Raw genomic sequence first — 19843 nt, forward strand, 5'->3', positions numbered from 1 at the left:
TTATTAATCATGTGAGAATCAGCAATCATCAAATTTATCAAAAAGCTGTTAAAGAAAAATAGAGGTCATAAGCCTCCGATTAACTCAGCGTACATTATTCCACGAACCAAGCATTCTATATCTAAAACAGATATAAGTAATAATGCTATAAAAGTGCTCAACCGCCTGATCAGCAGCGGATTTCAGGCTTATCTTGTTGGGGGCAGTGTTCGTGATTTATTACTTCATAAAGCACCCAAAGATTTTGATGTTGCTACTAATGCCACGCCCAATGAAATTAAAAACCTGTTTCGCAATGGACGTATCATTGGTCGACGCTTCAAATTGGTACATATATTATTCCACAGAGAAATCATTGAAGTAGCAACATTTAGAGGCCATGATGCTGTTGACTCCAGTCAACAGACCAATGAACGAGGCATGCTTGTTCGCGACAATGTATATGGAACACTTGATGAAGATGCATGGCGAAGAGATTTCACCATCAACTCCTTATACTATAACATTGATGACTCAACAATTATCGATTTTACCGGTGGGGTTAACGACGTACAGCAAAAGTTAATTCGAATGATTGGTGATCCGGTAACACGTTATAAAGAAGATCCGGTTCGAATGCTCAGAGCCATTCGATTTAGTGCTAAACTGCACTTTAAACTGGCTCCGGAAACCGAAGCCCCCTTCCCCGATATCAGTCATTTGATCACTCATGTTTCCAACTCCCGCTTATTCGATGAAATGACCAAACTGTACCAGTGTGGTGAAGCCGAAACGGTGCAAAAATTATTAATCCAATATGGATTATTTGAACACTTATGCCCTCAGACTTTTAAATTGTTTCAAAGCGACTATCCAGTTCATGCTTTGCTCGGCATTGCATTGGAAAATACAGATACTCGTATTCGGGACAACAAACCAGTAACACCAGCGTTTCTGTTTGCTGTATTGTTATGGTTTCCCATGATTGAAACATCGAAAAAATTACAAAGTGAGGGAATGGATCCCTTACCTGCAATAGAGAAAGCAATGTCCCTGACTATTGCTGAACAAAATAAAATTATATCCATTCCCAAACGTTACAGTCAGGTAATCAGAGAAATATGGCTTTTGCAATATCGATTTTCCAAGCGATTGGGTGGACGAGCATTTAATTTGCTTCAACATCCCCGCTTCAGAGCAGCATTTGATTTTATGGCACTAAGAGCATTGGCCGGAGATGAATCAATTGAATTAGCTCAATGGTGGACGAATTTTCAGGAAGTTGATGAAGCGGAACAGGCTAAAATGGTGACACTTCTGACCCCTCCCTCATCTTCAAAACCAAGGCGAAGACGCAAACCCAAAGCAGCCAAATGAATAGTTGTTATTTGAGTCTGGGATCGAATCAAAAAGCACCTGAACGTCACATAAGAATGGCCATTAAGGATCTTCAGACCATCCCAGTAACTTCAGTATTATCCTGTTCCAGCTTGTACTGGACAAAAGCCTGGGGCCTGACAACTCAACAAGATTTTTGTAATGTAGTAGTTAAAATAGCTACATTTCTAAAACCCGAACTGTTATTGAAATGGTGCCAGAAAATAGAAAAGCAGCATCAACGAGTCAGAAAAAAACGATGGGGCCCCCGAACTCTTGATATCGATATTATATTATATGGAAATAGAACTCTTCATACGAAGAACCTGATAATTCCTCATCCTCACTACTTGGCAAGGGACTTTGTGATTAAACCATTATTAGAAATTAACCCAACAATGAACAGGTAGCTCAAAGGTGCAAGGTCATTGATCGACTACAATTAATTTAACGCAGTTACTATAAATGAGGTCACTATGTATAAAAATATTTTATTTGCTTCAGATTTGCTAAATGAGCACTACCACCTTGCAGAAAAAGCCGCCAATATTGCCAAACAATTTAATGCTAAATTATATCTGTTACATGTGATCGAATTACCTGCCAGTGTACAATTGGCTCAAGGACTAGGCTTTACTGAATTAGCAAACCCGGCAAAGGACGATGCTCAAACAGTTTTATCTTTAATAGGTGAAAATCTTAATATTCCAGCAGATCAGCAGTTTGTCGAAATTGGTTCCGTCAAAGAACATATATTCGAGAAAGTTAAAGAATTAAATTGCCAATTAATAATCATCGGCAATCATTCGTCCAAAGGAATTCAAACTTTTCTTGGAAGCACTGCTCATGCTACTGTAAATCACGCACCATGCGATGTATTAACATTAAAAATTTAAGCAAGAGCATAGTTTTTGGCAAAAGAATAAATTATTTACTTAAAGTCTTAAAATCAACGGAATGATTGTGTTAATATCATTCAATCACTCCGTTGAACGACTCGATACAGGCATGAAATCACTTTCTACAGCATGGCAATCCTATAGCAAATGCCGCAGCAAACTCTGGTGGCCACTCAGTTTTTTACTATTAACTCCTTTAGCTGCCTTGATTGCATTTGGGGTAATTATTCCCTTGGGCCTCGAAAGTCTCGGTTTTATTACATTTAAACACCCTATTTTGAATTTTATCTATCTTACCTTAGCTGGAGTCCTTGTCTTTTTTTCATTATTTCCTTTGCTTGACGGATTATATAAAGCTATATTTTCTTACCTAGATGGTGAAGCAATCGATGAGAATTCAGGGTTTAAGGATTTATATAATTCAGCAAATACCGGGATTGGCTTATTTGTGATGTTTATTTTAATTGCTCTTGTAAACATTATTGGAGCATCTATTCCATTTCTTAAATTGCCCATCATATTAATTACTTATCCTTGTATTATTTTTACTCCTTTATTAACCGTCACAAACAACGCCCCTCCCTATTTTGCCTGGCGAGAATCAATTAAATTAGCCATTGGGAATTGGCGCTTAACCTTAAAAATATATTTCGTGCGTCTATTAACTCTTGCCTCGTTAATGGTGCCAATACTTTTAATGATGTGGTCAGCGCATCTCCCCAGAGCCCTTTTTCTACTGGTTCTTTTTTTAGCGCCCATTGTTTTGGTACACAACCTGATTAAAGTATTTCCTTTTTATTTCTTCTATCCGGCATATGAATACAAACAAACCCTTAATTGACAAGCTCATTGATAATGTCCACAAAATTTAGCAAATTTGCGGATACAAAAGGTACATTGAAATCACAGGGTATGGTGATATATATTCAAAACGACTTGGTAAGGTTTTTTGAAAGGTACTCAATACCCGATAAATCAGATGCTAAATGGGTAGAGAATTAATTCAGCAGCGAAAAGCAAAACGTTGATCCGAGTTGATTCGTTGCATCAGTTCCTCACCCTTTCTTCCTCCGTCTGTATTCATAACAGTATTCAATAATCCTGTCCACCCGGGAACTTTGTCAATATCTCCTGCGGCAATAAGATCCTTTGATACTTGTTGATGTTTTAGACTTATTTTTTCAAAATCTTCTGGTTTTCCTATGAACAAGTGCACTTCAATCCCTTTAGCTTGAGCTGTTTCAACAAATTGGAGTATTTCGTCCTCCGAAGTATCCTCAGGAAAACAGATTATCATTTTAGGCTCATAATCTTTATGAGCGCCAACTGGATGAGCTATTGTTTCCAGGATAATATCGGTCATGCAAACCATATCGTCCCTACTTACTTTTTCCGGGATCTTTAATATCCAGCTATCAGGAAAAAATTTGTGGTCAATTATAAAAATAGAACCTGAATTTTTTGATTTAAATTCAAAATGTAATTGAGATCCTGAGTCGCTTTTTTGCATATGCCTGAATAATGAGGGGTTAGGAGAGAGTTCAAATTGGATCATCGCATTACGGGCATTCATTGCCTGAACTGCATTGAAAAACTCTTCATATCGAGCTTTAGCAGCAGCTTTTTCATCTTGTGTTGTGCTGGGCATTGGCTACCTTAAATGTATATTTTCCCTAGTTTCATTATATACGAACATTATTAATGGAATATTAACCATTTTATATAGTAGATTCTTTAACTTTGTGATGGACAAAATACGATGCAAAAAAAGAACGAACAGAAATAACTCGCTGTTTTAAATGTATTTCATACAATCTCTTCAACTAATTGATATGAAGTGATTGCTACTATTACTTTCTTTTGGCGCTTACTTAACAAAGCAGGAAGTACAACCGCTATAAAAAACAAATTGAGCTAATATATCGATTTATTAATAGGTTTGCTAATGAGTCGATACCAGGCATACTCGAATTTTCATAATAACGATATAAGAGCTACTCAAAAGAAGCCTCAAAAATCGCTCGTCAACTAGCTTTTGCAGAAGGAGCCATATTTTTACTTCCAGTAATATTGGTTGATATTCGCTCATTTTTACTATAAAAAATCCAGGTAAATTTAGGATAAGATTGTACTTCGGCACTTTACTCTCCTTTTGAACGCTAAATCACGGACTTAGTTTATAATAACTTGATTAAAGTTCCCCCTTAATTGGTGTAGAGCCGTTATTCTGCCCTCCGGGGCGATAAATTGTTTGCTTATTCGACATCAAGCTCTCTTTGTTGACGTCCTGATATTGATTTGATAGGCTTCTCGCCGGCTAAAGTCCAGTTAAATTAATAGTTAATCAGCCTCAAGCCGTCCTTGATTTAGTAGAGAGTCCAATGTTAGAAAAAGAAGAGATAAGTCTATACGAAAAAGCAGCAGAAAATGATCTGAATTTTATAAAAAAATTTATCTTAGAGCATCCTGATGATATCAATCGGCCTTGTCAATATCCTAATTTTCGTACCTTCAGAAATGTTCCCGCTCTGTTCAACGTTTCGGTTATGGGACTTGGGGCATTAGTTACCCTAGTGCCAGCCCCGCTCATTGCCTGGGGTTTAATAGCGAGCATGGCTCATACAAGCGGGAAAGCCATTTTAGATGATGGTAAAAACAGTAGAAATCGAAAAAATTGGACGTTACTGGATTATGCTGCGGAAGCCGGTGCGACTGATGTGGCGGTTTGGTTAATAACACAGGGGGCTGATATCACGAGCACGTATTTTATTGATCTTGCCCGAGCAAATGGCCATCATAATTTTATAGGAGCGTGTGAAAGTGTGATGGCAACTCTCAATGATTTGGTGGCAGCAGATAACGAGCTTACTCAAGTTAAGGAAATGCTTGCGAATGTTGAGGAAAGCCTGGATCTACCAACGGTAAGGCTCCTAAGCAAGCGTTTTAAACTGACTGAGCTGCGTGGTGAGTTTGCCTCAGTTGTTGAGCGTTACAAGAGACTTAAGCTATTTGTCGATGAAAATGGGTTGTGGGACGAATTTGAGCAATCCCATGCACCAGTTGTTGAAGTGAACGACGACACATTAAAAAATCCACGATTATTTTTAGAAGAGCTGGAGCGTGCCATCAGTTATCTCTCGAATATCATCAAGAGCAACAAGTTGGCACAGGTGACTGAGAAAACCTCCAAGGTGCTTGGCAACTTAAAAACAAAACATACGACCTACAAAGCACAATTCAATTCATTGATTGGAATCGCACCGGGATCATCCAGCAAAAGTTTGTCAGCGCCCGTCGAACGAGAGACTTTTTTTGCACAACCTTCGGTAACGGAAAAATATGTCCACCCGTCGAAATATCTTTATGGATTGACTGAAATTAAAAATGCACCTTACGAACCGGGTGATTGTTTTCTTGATGCTGTCATTGCCTTGCTTCCAGCAGACAAGTATTTTGACGATTATGGTCACGAGATGTCTGGCAAATGTTACGACAGCGTGATCTTTTATCACAGTTGGCAGCAAACACATCTGAAAAAAGATAACTCTTATCGTGGTGAGTCTGTCGAACGTTTAACGTCACCTTATCGTCAATGGTTAAAACAATTATTCCGGAAAAAAGTTTATGAACAGCTAGGTTCTTCTGAGGATTACAAAAACGCATTTGTTCCACAAACAATTCCGCTAGGGGTTAATGATGAGAAACACTGTGATAATCTCGAAGACTATCGCAATGCGATAAGTACACCATTAGCCTATTTTGACGAACTTGCCATTCGAGCCTTTTGTGACAGCAATAAAATTCCGGTCATTGTCGTTGAGGAAAATTCTTCCAATAAGCCTCTTTTTTATGGTGAAGAACACTATTTCAAATCAGGCAATCTTCCTCTATTTATTGGGCATGTGAATGGAAACCATTTTGTACCTCTCAGGCAGCCAGCAGATAAATCATTAGATATGCTTTTGGCTGAGATGGGGATCTCAAAAAATCCTGAAGAAGCTAATCAGTCAGCAGGTTTATCGATTTAATCTTCCCCCCATTGATTAAAACATTCTCATCATCGCAGTCTCAACGAGTATCGAAAATAATGACAAGATTCAAATCCAATAGAGACTGCGTATGGAATTAAAGTTGCGTAGAAGTGTGTTGAATAACGAAAGAGGCCAGTAGAATGCCAAATGCTAAAAATAAATCACAAAAAATAACTTTAATTGATGATACATCAACTTTTTGGTTGGTTGAGCATAAAGGAATAAAAATTTATGCAGAAAATGAAAAAGTAGCTGGTACTGTTCTCAATACGCTGAAAAAAGCTGAATGGAATCATTGGCATTCTCCACTTTGTGAAAACATCATACTAATGGCTAAAGAGTCAGTAAAATCAGGACAAGTTAAGATAATCGCATTTGATACTGAAAGTTTGCAACGTGGTGCCCTCGGTCGTTTCATATATGGACCAAACGTAATCGATGAAATTCATCTGGCGGCGACCAGAACAAGCGGGATGCGCCCTCTTCGAGGAACGATTATTCACGAATTAACGCATCACGTTCTGCCGCTTGCTAATCGTCGGCAATCAACATTTGGCATAGAGGCTTTTGATCACCAGGAAAACATTAGACGATCATTGTGCACTAACTTTCAAGATTATATGAAAAGACGTGCTATTGGAGCGTTGTCCATTGAAGAGCGAACAGTTGCCTCATATATTTTTAAATATCCTCGTCGTTATCTTGGTGTGAACGTCATGCGCATTGAGCACATTACCCATACGATGAGCGCCTTGACAATTTCTGAAAAGGCTTGCTGGTCTATAGCTCCCGATTATTTAAAAGCGCTAAATGACTACATCGAATTTGAAATGAACAGGAAGAAAATTGTTCCTGTTTCCAAAATGGCGACGCAATCAACTCATTTATCTGAATTTGATCTTTTAGTGCCACCAAGAGACTTGGCCTTGCCAGCAAAACAGCCTATCCACGGTCCGGGATGCGCAATGACACGAAAGGAGTTAATATCCAATGGGCTTAAGTTTGGTGGTTTAGGGCTGCTGACGCTCTATGGGTACTATCAGTCATATATCCAAGCTTATGAACATTATAACTACCTTGAATCACAGAGTCCGATTTTACATACAACAATAGCTACATCAGCTTCTCTTGGTGAGTTCGCGGCAATGTGTAGTTATTGGTCATTCATCTCTCTGTGTGCAGGACCCTACCTGACTACGCTTGGTCTTATTGGAAGCATAGAGGACTCCGTTAGTGCTGATTCTGTTGCGGCACACCAGGCAGCTGTGCATGAATATCGGGAGAGAATCGGTAAAATTTTAAGCGCAGAGGAAGTATCTCAAAACCTTGCTTTGTACGGTTCGCCTTTTGCAACGTGCGACGATGAGAGCCTCAAAACGCCTTTGCCCAGATTCCTGGACGAAGGGTCCATTACTCCAATTGAAATCAGTCTGTTAAAAACAGTGGGTAGCGTTATCAATCTAGGACAACAATTCATTACTGATACAATCTATGCAAAGCATGATTCAGCGCTCAGCGCTATTGGATACCCAAGACCGGCCGATCCAGCCAAAACACTGCAAGCCAGCCTAAGTCTTCAACAAGCCTATCATGAATTGCAATTACGCTCATCACCATCTAAAAAATTTAAGGGCGATATCATCAGTAATACCTTGCAGCAGCCAAGCCAAGTTGACTTTACAACCCCGGTACAAAATACGACGGCCGCTTCAAGCAGTAATAAATCGTTATCTGACCTATCTGGATTTGCTTCCAGTGACGACGACAGATTCCATTTCGCCCCTCTAAAACACTGGATTAAAGAATATCAAATTGATCCCCTCAACGTGGCTAACACGTTGCGACCCCAAACGCCTTTACCACCAAAATTAGATTTGTCTTTTCATTTTTCTCCAGATGGTTTTCAGGTTGGCGTAACAACCTCATTTGGCTATAACTTGCCTCGTGGAAATTTTAAACCGGATTCCAATCAAACACCCGAGACGCATTCCTGGTTTAATGGAAATAAAACATTTTCAGATTTATTTGGGGCAGTTGCCGTACCCGTTATTGAACATTTCATGGATTGGGATGAAAAAAGGTATCAGGAGCGAGAAGCCCATGCGGTCAAGAAACAGGGAAAAATTATAACAAGGGATTGTGAGGAAAACTTTTTTGGAAAATATAATAGAATTTGTGAGTTATATAATGCATACACTGAAGAAAGCGACAAAAACAAGCAAGATGCGTTATTAGTAACACTCCGAGTTGAAACAAATAACTTTTTCCCTGAAGCGCAAAATTTTTTATTTCAATATCAGTCTTATAAGCCTGACACAAAGAAGTACCAGATTGGTGGCCACAGGGTAAGATATCCTGTCTATAATTTTATTCAAAATAATTTATTACCTGTCATTCGATCAGTTGTAGAAGAAAAACTTCCACAACTTGACAGAAGCATAACAGCCTTGGAAGCAGAAGCTAATAATTTCAAATTGGAAGAAGGCATTACGAATGCATATGGACGTTATTTAAATAAAGAAATATTTTTAGATGATCTGATCAAACTTCGTATATCTAATGTGGAGTTAATTATTAACAACTTGATAGTTATTAAGGAGGCCTTGCATGGCAGAGACAGATTTAAAGTTAATTTACTCATTGAAAGAAATAAATACCAAATACTAAGCCTCCAAACAGATATCAAAATGCAGCAGGCAGCTCATGACACCATAGCAGGAACAATGCAGCTAACTGATTTCAATAATCTATTTGAGGAACAGGATGCTGTATTGAGAAACAGAATTATTTTTCTTGAAAAAATAAATAAGAAAAAAGGGGTACACACGGATGAAAGAAATGCAAATAATGCAGAAATAGCGAAAATAAACGTTCAAAGAGGGCATAACAGGGATTATAAATTCTTTATACAAAATTATTATTTAAAGAGTACTTGTAGTTCTCGTTTTTACGAAGCGTTTAATGGCTACCTGAGTGGAACAATGACTAAGGAGGTCTATGATGACATATTTCTCGCATGTCAAAACTCATACCTGCCACTTTTTAGTTATTTCGAAACCCAGACTCAGACTCAAGAAACTATCGATCAAATCAATGAACTTAAAAGCCAATGGAATAACAATGAAGCGCATAATGCTTATATTCATAATAAGGATGCGAGTAACAACTATCGATCCATGTACTATAAGGGCTGTAACGACTTCTTGGAGGAGAAGATCGACGATAATAAATTTGAAGAAAAGCATATTGCCTATAAAAATTCATTAGATCCTCTTTCTGCTTACTTTGAACAACAATCACAACATCAGCAAGAACAAATCAGGAAAGTCATCGATAAACTTAAAAATATTAATAAAAATAACGATGGAAAAATGATTGTTGGCAACTCGTTAATTGAATCTGAAATTGAGGATACTTACAAAGCCTACATCAACGGAGACTTAACTGAAAAAGAAATTAAAGAAAAATTTGTCGCATATGAACAAGCATTTTTACTTATTCCTGATATTGATAAAAAACAGGTTAGCGCATTATTTGATATTCTAATAAATAAAATTGAGACACAATTTGGGATAAATGAACAAATTAACACCATTAACGAGGAAAAAACCTTTGCTGTCAATCATAAGATTCATATCAATCTTCAATCTGAATTTAATCAAGCCTGCACAATCTACGTAGAAGGTGAGCTTGAACAAAAATATCATGCCTATCTGGATTCATTTGAGCTTCTTTTTTCTTATGATGAAAAAAACATCGGTGAACACAAAGAAAATAAACACCAGGCATTTTGTAAATTTATCCAGACATTAATAACCGCAAATGCACCAAATGACTATATTTTATCACTCATTGAACAACATCAAGTTTATTGCACTGATGAACGTCAATTAATCATTAGCCAGCATTTTAGAGCACTCGTAAAGAAGGATATAGATGAACTGGTCGCAGATTTTAAGTCTTTAAAAAAACTTCCTCTGGAAGAAGGATTAGAGCACAGGATCACAACCCTTTACAGGCTTACCGCCTTGTTGGATGAAAAACAACTGGCAAAAAAGAATTTAGGATTGCTTTCTCCTGAGGAACAAATAACAACCTTATGGGTTGAGATATTTTCCGACACTTCTGATCTTCTTGACCAGATAAAGAGTCAACTTAGTAAAGAAGAATCTGGCGAGCTCCCTCAGTTAGAGCAAGCGTCTGATCTTATCGATCAGGAAAAAAGTCAATCTAGTGAGGAATTAATCAAACACTACACTCTGCATTCAGAACAAGTTGCAAGGAGAATAATAGAAGATCTTTTTTATGAGCGTAATCGAAAATTTATCCGCCAGGGTAAAAACGTGTCTTATTGCGATCTTACTGTTGATGTGATTTGCGAGCTCGTTCCTGACGCAATAAAACAAACTCTGCATCTATCTGATCAACAATTTGCTAATCTTCATCGGGTTGTTAGTAATTCGTTCGCCGCAATCAGCACGTATATCAATCAATCGATGGCGCAAATGCTGTCAGACCCAATTCCCGCAATAATCCAAAAAACTGGTTTACCGGAACCTCAAGCGCTATCCTTTTACAATAGCTATGTTGCGGTGACTAGCGGGGCTGATGCAAAACCTGAAGGACTAGAGGTTGCTCAAGGTGTTTTCAACAAAGCAACGCCTTATGTAACCGTTGCAAAACTGGCTACATCTATTGCTGATTTTTTATTGCAGCTGCTCTATGAAAATGACATTAAAGATCTTCTCGATAAACCAGACTTCGAGAAATGGTTAGAACACCATTTTCTGGCTAATTGCGCCCAATCATTCAGTACCATGATTGGTAATGCAGCATCAGCTTTTTCGACAGCGCAGGAACTGTTGTCCATTGCACTATTGCTCCGCCAAGGCCCTGACAAAATAGATAAATTGACTTATGTGCGAAAACTTGCTGGTAGTTTAATTAACATGCCTTACTTGCACCAGATGGTGCATGACCTGATGCGTGATCGGGATGGTCGCATTTCAGAACATCCTTTGTATGTATTCTACAGTTTATTGATAAAAAACATGCAAAGTAATGCGGGTCAGCAATTAATCTGTAAACATCAGGATACCATTCTTGATGGAATAACCGAGATTTTCGCTCGCAACACCTTTTTTGAAACCCTTGCCAACACCATTACCCTAGAACAGGACTCTATTCGAAATGTGTGGTTTTATACACGTAGCTTCGTTAATGCTTGCCTGGCACTAGCAAATTATCGCTCCCTACAAGCGAACATTATCAGCAACAATATCAAATTGGATCTGGAAGAAATTGAAGACTTGATAGCTCAGGGTGATGTTTCTTTAATTAATCAAAAAGCCATTATGTTGTATAGTGATCTAAAAGACAAATTGGCTACCCTGCAAAACCCGGATTGCCTAAACTCCGATCTAAGACAGCTTTATATCACCGTTTTATTTAAACAACATTTGTTGGATTGTTTCAATCCAGTACAAATCGAATCGCTGCCTGTAGAGGGAGATGGATTATTTGAATCGATTTCCCTTCATTGTAACATTCCTGTCGCAGGATTACGTTCCAAGGTTGCGTTGCATATTATTAAAAATAAAGATTATTACGAACCATTGATAAACGGCTCTTTTGATGCATTTATCAGTGGATTGAGAAATCATGCAAGAAAAGACCTGTTTCAAGAAGGAGAGCCTCCTTTTAAGACGGTTATCCATGCCTTGTCTGAAGTTACAGGACGCCCAATTATTATTGCATTCAATGGTACCCATCCGGATTTAGAGCGACAAGGCCTGGACGCACCCGGTACAATAAAATTAGGTGATCCAATATTTCTTGCCTATAAGCAAGTTGGCTCAACTGCAACGTTTCAATATCAGGTTATACTCCTTCGAGGAGAGGCTTTTGCAGAGGCTGTCTATGCAAAAATATTGGCTACAAAATCAGGCTTACCACAACCTGTGTTGTCGCAACGTCCCAAATTTTTCTCTACACCACCCGAACTAAAAGAGCGGGTAAAACGTGCTCAAGCAGCGATTGTGGATGAGGGAGGGGCTCCTTTAATATTGTTTATGGGTAAAAAATCAGGGCAATCGGGTTAACCCAAGATATTTCTTGGATTAACCCGATTGCCCTGGGTAAAAAATGAGGTTCTGTCGCAAAATGTTGTCAGCTAAGATAATATTTACATTTTTCCATGGGAACGAACAACAATGTTCATTTTGGGGCTTGGGTATTAATGGGAGAGCGCTCAGAAAAACCCACCTGTAAAATAAAAAAACTGATAAATACCTCCCTATCTGTACAATATTAAAACACTCTCGTGTTAGGAATAAAAACAATAGCTGCAACTGAACAAAATATTCAAGAACAGATTGAACACACATTACAAGAGAAATCATTAAAAGCGCTTCTACCTCAGATTGAAAAATTACCTTTCTTTTTTAAACCAATTCGAGTGATAAAAGACATGTTACCCATCTGGGAAGATCGATTTGCCAAATTAGTAGATTGCGTGGGCTACGGCAGGCGTTTGGAAGCTGAAAAACTGTTCAAAGTAGGGCCTGGATTATTGTTATGGCGGGGCAATTTAACCGATCTTGCCAAAAAATATTGCATTTGTCTAAGTGCTGGAATTGCTTGTATATCCTCCACGTATTCACAGAGATATCCACAGAAAGTGTGGATAAGTAAGTAAGGCATATGCAGTGAACAAAACAAGATAAGCCTTATCCATCAAGGGGTTGTCTTTAGAAGCACGCTTAGTTTAAAGAAAAATAACGGGATGATAAAAAAAATACCCACAGGAGATAACGAATGAATTGAGTATTTGCAACATAATGATATCAACAAAAAAATTTAAAAAACAGTCTTGACTGGCATGATTTTTGATAAATTCAAAATTTAAAGTATCCTATTTAAGACACAGTGGAGTTAAATCAGCACGATGGACTCATTCAAAGCACTACGCTTGGAATGAGTATTGATTTCGAGCCGTAATCTCTATGTGAGGAATGAATTCACTCACCCTGCTCTTTTTTATAAATGGGTCCATCAATCCATAATTTTTCATCAGTCAATAATTCATTGGCAACACAAATCCACCTACTTTTAGATAGGGAATCGGCACCCTCTGACCAAAATTCAGTTACATTATGACCACTTCAGTTGGCAGCGTTCATTGGGGTTGGCTGGTGCCACAGTTCCATTCGGCAAGACGGCACATGCGCAGGATTTCGCATGAGCCAATTGCTCTGCTGTGATGTGTGAAACCATTAAAATTGCATGATCAATAATCGTATTCTGAGTATTAGCCCCTGTAAAATGCCAACTGGATAAATTACTGGATGAGAAATTGGCATTTTGCAATGATGCGTTAATCAATGTCTAACCGCTCAGCATCGTTTTGTAAAACGTACCTGTATTGCATTTGTGCCTGGCTAAAATCCGATTCAATCATATGGTATTGAGTCACCTTTAATCGTATCAAATTTGCTTTAGATAAATCTGAAGTACTAAAATTACTCCCCTCAATGAAGACTCCGATAAAAAAGAGCCATTATGAGTGTTCCGGTTGCGAAAAGCCACATAAGAAAAATAGCATTTAATACAGGTTTTCGTTGTTTTTAATACCTCAATTTCGTCATCAGAGGACAACAAATTTATATACAGTCCCTCGGTACATTAAAAAGTAGTTAAATTTATATAAATATTAGCTATAATCCAAATCCTTTTTATTTAGTTGAGCAGTTAAAAATAAGATTGAAGTATTCAATACTCTCCAGATACTGTTTAAATAATTACCCAAAAGAGCCAATGGTAACTAAGTGTTATATGTATCGATATATTCTGATGATACATCACGTTGTACCGTAAAAAGTTGAAAAATGAAAATATTGGTCATACAACATAAAAAAATTGGTGATGTTTTAACAAGTAGTATTATTTGTAATAACTTAAAAAGGATAATGCCGGAAGTAGAGATTCATTACTTGGTCAATGTAGAAACTCTGCCTGTATTAGAAGGAAATCCTTACATCAACCGGATTATTACCTTACATCAGGAACATAAGGTTAGTTTACGTTCCTTTATAAAATTTGCTTTGCAAATCAGGCGAGAACATTATGACATTGTGATTGATGCCTATAGTAAGTTGGAAAGTTGGATTATTGTTTGGCTTAGTAATGCAAAACGCAGGATCTCATATAGGAAAAAGTTTAGAACATTTCTGTACACAGATAACTTTTCACGAGAATTAGTAACGAACTCTTCTCCTGGGCGTATAATTGATTTAAAACTTCTCTTAATAAAACCCTTTTTAAACAAAAACGTTCCTGATCGCCATCCTAAAATTTATCTTTCTGAAGATGAAAAACAAAGGGGTTTACGATTATTAAAAAAACACCATATCCCATTTAAAAGGAACGTAATGCTTAACGTTTTGGGAAGCAGCCCATTAAAAACATATCCTCTTGAGTATATGGCTATTTTAGTGAATCAAATAGCCAGTCAAGTCGACGTGAATATTTTATTTAATTTTATACCTGATCAAAAAGTTGAAGCACAAAAACTTTATGATTTATGTAATGATAATGCTAAAAGAAATATTTTTTTAAATTTATCCAATTATGATTTAAGAACATTTATTGCCATCATGAATGAATGTGATGCGATTATTGGTAATGAAGGTGGCGCAATCCACATTGCTAAAGCGCTTGATAAATCTTCATTTACAATTTTTTCTCCCTGGATTTGTAAAATGGAATGGTCGACTTTTGAAGATGACACAAATCACGTTGCAGTACACCTATCTGATTTTAAACCAGATTTATATGTGAATACTCAAGATACGGAACAAAAGGAGAATGCTCTTGAACTTTTTAAAGAGCTTAAACCTGAATTTATTTTACCAAAACTTAGCACCTATCTAGCCCATCATTTTGGCCAAAACAATGAATAGAAAGTGCTAGTCAAAATAATTGGACACAGTGTATACGGAGTTCAACATCAAGCCAAAAGATAAAAAAGCTTCAGCATCTCTATTTTTTGCTTTTAACTCGCTTCATAAGTCTTCGCTTTTTATTGACCTGCCGTTGTGATAATTTATTTTTTTTCTCGGCAAAGGGATTTGCTCCACCCCTAAATTCAATTTTTAAAGGAGTTCCTACCAAGCCAAGATGTTTAATAAATTCATTGTTTAAATAACGCTTATAACTATCCGGTAATGCATCAAGCTGGTTGCCATGAATTACTATGACTGGTGGATTATGCCCACCAATATGTGCATAACGTAATTTGATTCTTCGTCCACTCACACACGGTGGTGTATGCTTAGTACTGATGTCCTGTAATAAGCGGGTTAATCGGGGTGTTGAGAAGGATTGCGTAGCTGACTCATAGGCTTCATTGATGTCTTTAAACAACCCGCCTACTCCGCTACCATGCAATGCTGAAATAAATCGGACTTTAGCAAAATTTGCGAAATGCAGGCGACGAGCTAATTCTTCTTTAACTCTTTCTTTATGCTCCTCGTCCAGACCATCCCATTTATTAAAGGCTATGACCAAAGCTTTACCCGATTCAATAATAAAACCAAGTAAATTCATATCCTGATCGGTAATCCCTTCTTTTGCATCCAATAATTGTAAGCAAACGTTAGATTCTTTAATGGCCTGTAGTGTCTTAATTACAGAGAATTTTTCAATTTTTTCATCCACACGCGATTTTCTGCGAACACCTGCAGTATCGATAAGGACATATTTCTGCTCATCACGTTCAAAAGGAATAGAGATACTGTCTCGTGTCGTTCCTGGCATATCGAACACAACAACTCGTTCTTCGCCTAATATTCTGTTAATTAGAGTAGATTTTCCAACATTGGGTCTTCCGGCAAAAGCTATTTTAATAGTATTGTCCTGTACCGTATCACTCGCTTCAGGAATCGCAAATGGAAGAAGAATGGTCTCTAATAGTGAGCTAATACCACTTCCATGAGCAGCTGAAATCGAGTGAACATCGCTAATGCCTAACGATTGAAAATCAGAGCAGGCAATATCATCATCCAAACCTTCTGTTTTATTAACGACCAAATGAACTTTTTTGTTCAGTTTTCGCAAATTAATCGCAATTTGTTCATCAATCCCCGTTAAACCAGACCGACCATCTACCAAAAAAAGAACAGCGTCAGCTTCATTTAATGCAATGGCGGATTGTTTGGACATCAAACTGTCAACAGCGATATCATCTACCCCAATCCCGCCAGTATCGACTACGATATACGGCTTATTATTATACAAGGCCTGTCCGTACTGCCTGTCACGGGTAAGGCCAGGAAAATCAGCAACAAGAGCATCCTGCGTTTTAGTTAATCGATTAAATAACGTTGATTTGCCAACATTAGGACGCCCAACAAGAGCAATTACTGGAATCATTATTTTAACTCACAGACAGTTGATTAAGCAGTCCATTGTCTGTTAATACATACAGATTCCTTCCAGCCACAGTTGGCGAAATACTAACTCCCGCAGATAATTGAGAGCGCGCCATTAACTCGCCCGTTTGGGAATCCAGGAAGTGTAGGTAGCCAGTTTTATCACCAACAACAATATCTTCACCTACAATAACTGGCTCCGTTAGCCCTCTGGCTTTAAGCGCAGTTTGTTTCCAATTAACATGCCCTGTAGACCTGTCCAAGGACCAGACCACATCATGGCTGTCAGTCAAATATAAGGTATTGGCACTTAAGACCATATTTTTAAATACAGATCCTGGTTTCCTCCAGATAAACTGGCCATCAGTCAAAGATAAAGCACCAATATACCCTTGATAGCTACCTAAATAGGCTACTTTATCTTTTATAATTGGATCAGAATCGATGTCAATTAATCGCTCAACATCGCTAGCTCCTGTAGCATAAGCAATGCTTCTTTGCCATACAAGACGACCTGTATCCAGTTCCAAAGCATCCAGTTTGCCATCTGAGAAACCTATCAACACCAAATTATCCATAATTATTGGAGATGAGCTTGCTTTTAAGACAAGGCTTGGCGAACCATGTTCTGCAGACCATAATTGCTTACCATTAATAGCATCAAAGGCAAATACTTTGCCATCAATAGTTTTTGCTACAATTTTTTGATGTGATAAGGCGACCGGAGATAAAATTTCCCCTGATACTTTTGTCTGCCACACTTCTTTCCCATCAGCCTGATTTAACAAAGCTAAAGTAGACGCATTCGTGCTGACAACTACAAAACCATCAGCAACAGTTGGGCCACTCAGGATCCCGTGATTCAATTGAGTAGACCATTTGACCTGCCCGTCTTTTTTATTTACCGCTTGTACGATCCCGCTAGTATCAGCAGTATAAACAAGATCGCCACGAATGACGGGCTTGAGCTTAAGATACTCACTGTACTTGCGTGATTTTCCTACTGGAGCAGTCCAGTTTTGGGATACTTTAATCTTGGGTTGAATTTCCTCCAGCTCTTTAGGTTTGGGAGTATTATCCTTACCCAGCAGATAATCATCAACTTGAGAACATCCCTGCATAATTCCACAGAGTAACAACATTAATATTCTAATTTTCATAAACCTTTAATCCTATGTTCAAAAGCATTAAGCCGATTGGACTTTTTTCTCATTACCATTCATGGATTGATTTTTAATTGCCAATTCATTCGTTTTCATTTCTAAAAACAAGTTACCCATTCCATTTGTTTTAACTTCATCTATTGCCAAGCGATAAGCATCCATAGCTTCTTGATATTGTCCAGTTGCTCCGTAAATATCACCTTTTAGTTCATTAATAACCGGTAAATAGGTTTCATCAACAATGGAACTGAGTTCGTTTAATGCGTCTGTGTATGATTTTTCCGCAGCCATTAAACGTGCAATTCGAATTTTGGCGATCTGCTTTAAGGAATTCATTTCACTGCCAGCAGCTACCTTTTGTAATTCGCTTCGCGCTTTATCCAGTTTATTTTTACTGACGTAAATTTTTGCCAGAGTCATATGTGCAACATCAGCATATACTGTGTTGTCGTAATCTTTTATTAGCTCGTTCGCGAAAGAACGAACGGATTTAATATTCTGATTTGAAAAGGCAACCATCATATTCTCATAAGTTATTGATGCTTGCTGTTTTAATTTATCCTGATGCCAGTGCATGTATCTATACCCAGCTATACAAAGAAGAATGACGGACAAAAATACAGTGACCAAATTACCGTATCGTTTCCACCATTTTTTAATTACTTCTAACTGTTCATCTTCAGTCATATACACTGACATTTTGTTCTCCCGCACTCATCCAAGATAGTTATTCAAGAATTCAATAATAGCATTTTGACTAATTGTTATCTGCTCTGTTTCAACACGCAGATCTTTGATACCAACTCGGTTATTTGCTATTTCATCATCGCCTAAAATCAATGCCAGACGAGCGCCGCTCTTGTCTGCTTTTTTAAACTGGCTTTTAAACGAACCACTTGTTGTGTTCGTAATTATTTCAACATTTGAATAAACATCTCTAATTGCTTCCGCTATCGCAAGACCTTTTAACGATGCCTCATGATTCGTTGTAATGATATATAAAGATTGTTTTGGATCATGCCGATCCAACAGATTCAATGTTTCCATTAGCAATACGATTCGCTCAATACCGAGTGCAAATCCAGCAGCTGGCGTTGAAGCACCACCCAGTTGTTCGACCAGTAAATCGTATCGTCCTCCAGCACAAATTGTAGCTTGACTGCCCAGTTTATCAGTTACCCATTCAAATACTGTATGCCCATAATAATCAAGGCCTCTCACTAAAAATGGATTTATGGTATAGGGTATATCCAGAGTCTGCAAACCCTCACAAAATGAATTGAAGTGATCCTTGCTTTGCTCTCCGAGTACATCGATCAATTTTGGTGCATTTGCGATCAGATTACGTAGTTCAGGATTCTTGCTGTCCAAAATGCGTAATGGATTTCTATCAAGTCTTTTTTTGCTGTCCTCATCCAATTGATCAAAATGATCACGTAAATATGCAACCAGTACATTTTTATAAGCCTGGCGCTCTGCCAATTCACCTAATGTATTGATTTGCAATTCAACTTGTTGAGCAAACCCAAGTTCTTTCCAAATGCGATGAGACAAGGCAATCAGTTCAACCTCAATTAGAGAACTGGACATCCCAAAAGCTTCCACACCAAATTGGGTAAATTGTCTGTAACGCCCTTTTTGAGGACGTTCATGGCGAAACATCGGTCCCATGTACCAGAGTTTTTGCTGTTGATTATGTAATAATCCATATTCCAGACATGCACGAACGCATCCAGCAGTGCCTTCAGGCCTTAAAGTCAAGCTATCACCATTAAGATCATTGAAGGTGTACATTTCCTTTTCAACGATATCCGTAACTTCACCAATGGTTCTTTTAAATAATTGTGTACTTTCGATTATGGGAAAGCGAATTTCCTGATAACCATAGCGAGAAAGACAACGTACAAATACCTTCTCAATGTAACGCCAAATATTGGTTACATCAGGGAGTACATCATTCATAC

General features: G+C 37.9%; 14 protein-coding genes. 8 read left to right on the forward strand and 6 right to left on the reverse strand.

Annotated elements, in window-relative coordinates; all coding sequences use genetic code 11:
- Window positions 1-45 precede the first annotated feature (45 nt).
- The 4 genes from pcnB to G543_RS0111585 all read left to right on the forward strand — a co-directional run bounded on the left by pcnB (window position 46) and on the right by G543_RS0111585 (window position 3096).
- Window positions 46-1356, forward strand: a complete 1311-nt coding sequence (gene pcnB, locus G543_RS0111570; RefSeq protein WP_051190684.1) for a polynucleotide adenylyltransferase PcnB — start codon at window positions 46-48, stop codon at window positions 1354-1356.
- Complete coding sequence (gene folK / locus G543_RS0111575; RefSeq protein ID WP_028384662.1) at window positions 1353-1766, forward strand: 2-amino-4-hydroxy-6-hydroxymethyldihydropteridine diphosphokinase; 414 nt, start codon at window positions 1353-1355, stop codon at window positions 1764-1766. Before pcnB ends, folK begins: the two co-directional genes overlap by 4 nt.
- Window positions 1767-1832: 66 nt before the next feature.
- Window positions 1833-2252, forward strand: a complete 420-nt coding sequence (locus G543_RS0111580) for a universal stress protein (protein WP_028384663.1) — start codon at window positions 1833-1835, stop codon at window positions 2250-2252.
- 67 nt (window positions 2253-2319) lie between these two features.
- A complete protein-coding gene (locus G543_RS0111585) occupies window positions 2320-3096 on the forward strand; it encodes a hypothetical protein (RefSeq protein WP_051190685.1) in 777 nt (258 codons plus the stop codon).
- A gap of 162 nt (window positions 3097-3258) precedes the next feature.
- On the opposite strand, the gene G543_RS0111590 is transcribed toward G543_RS0111585, so the two are convergent.
- Window positions 3259-3903, reverse strand: a complete 645-nt coding sequence (locus tag G543_RS0111590) for a hypothetical protein (protein WP_028384665.1) — start codon at window positions 3901-3903, stop codon at window positions 3259-3261.
- A 733-nt stretch (window positions 3904-4636) separates the two neighbouring features.
- On the opposite strand from G543_RS0111590, the gene G543_RS0111600 reads away from it, so the two are divergent.
- The 3 genes from G543_RS0111600 to G543_RS0111610 all read left to right on the forward strand — a co-directional run bounded on the left by G543_RS0111600 (window position 4637) and on the right by G543_RS0111610 (window position 12983).
- Window positions 4637-6283: an OTU domain-containing protein gene (locus G543_RS0111600; RefSeq protein WP_028384667.1), complete on the forward strand. Its 1647-nt coding sequence runs from the start codon at window positions 4637-4639 to the stop codon at window positions 6281-6283.
- A 143-nt stretch (window positions 6284-6426) separates the two neighbouring features.
- Window positions 6427-12387: an OTU domain-containing protein gene (locus G543_RS0111605; RefSeq protein WP_028384668.1), complete on the forward strand. Its 5961-nt coding sequence runs from the start codon at window positions 6427-6429 to the stop codon at window positions 12385-12387.
- A gap of 221 nt (window positions 12388-12608) precedes the next feature.
- A complete protein-coding gene (locus G543_RS0111610) occupies window positions 12609-12983 on the forward strand; it encodes a hypothetical protein (RefSeq protein WP_028384669.1) in 375 nt (124 codons plus the stop codon).
- Between the two features lie 455 nt (window positions 12984-13438).
- Here the strand turns inward: G543_RS0111610 and G543_RS0111615 are convergent, their stop codons facing one another.
- Window positions 13439-13669 carry a pentapeptide repeat-containing protein gene (locus G543_RS0111615; protein WP_028384670.1) on the reverse strand — a complete coding sequence of 77 codons (231 nt, stop codon included), beginning with the start codon at window positions 13667-13669 and terminating at the stop codon, window positions 13439-13441.
- A gap of 503 nt (window positions 13670-14172) precedes the next feature.
- On the opposite strand from G543_RS0111615, the gene G543_RS0111620 reads away from it, so the two are divergent.
- Complete coding sequence (locus tag G543_RS0111620) at window positions 14173-15246, forward strand: glycosyltransferase family 9 protein (RefSeq protein WP_028384671.1); 1074 nt, start codon at window positions 14173-14175, stop codon at window positions 15244-15246.
- A 79-nt stretch (window positions 15247-15325) separates the two neighbouring features.
- On the opposite strand, the gene der is transcribed toward G543_RS0111620, so the two are convergent.
- From der to hisS, 4 genes are read right to left on the reverse strand one after another with little or no spacing between them, the layout of a single operon-like run.
- Window positions 15326-16717 carry a ribosome biogenesis GTPase Der gene (gene der, locus G543_RS0111625; protein WP_028384672.1) on the reverse strand — a complete coding sequence of 464 codons (1392 nt, stop codon included), beginning with the start codon at window positions 16715-16717 and terminating at the stop codon, window positions 15326-15328.
- Between the two features lie 4 nt (window positions 16718-16721).
- A complete protein-coding gene (gene bamB / locus G543_RS0111630; protein WP_028384673.1) occupies window positions 16722-17876 on the reverse strand; it encodes an outer membrane protein assembly factor BamB in 1155 nt (384 codons plus the stop codon).
- A gap of 27 nt (window positions 17877-17903) precedes the next feature.
- Window positions 17904-18578, reverse strand: a complete 675-nt coding sequence (locus G543_RS0111635; RefSeq protein ID WP_028384674.1) for a YfgM family protein — start codon at window positions 18576-18578, stop codon at window positions 17904-17906.
- Window positions 18579-18593: 15 nt separating this feature from the next.
- Entirely contained in the window at window positions 18594-19841 is a 1248-nt protein-coding gene (hisS, locus tag G543_RS0111640) for a histidine--tRNA ligase (protein ID WP_218564103.1), read from the reverse strand.
- Between the last annotated feature and the right edge of the window lie 2 nt (window positions 19842-19843).

It is taken from the genome of Legionella moravica DSM 19234, from assembly GCF_000423305.1.
Classification (GTDB): Bacteria; Pseudomonadota; Gammaproteobacteria; order Legionellales; family Legionellaceae; genus Legionella; species Legionella moravica.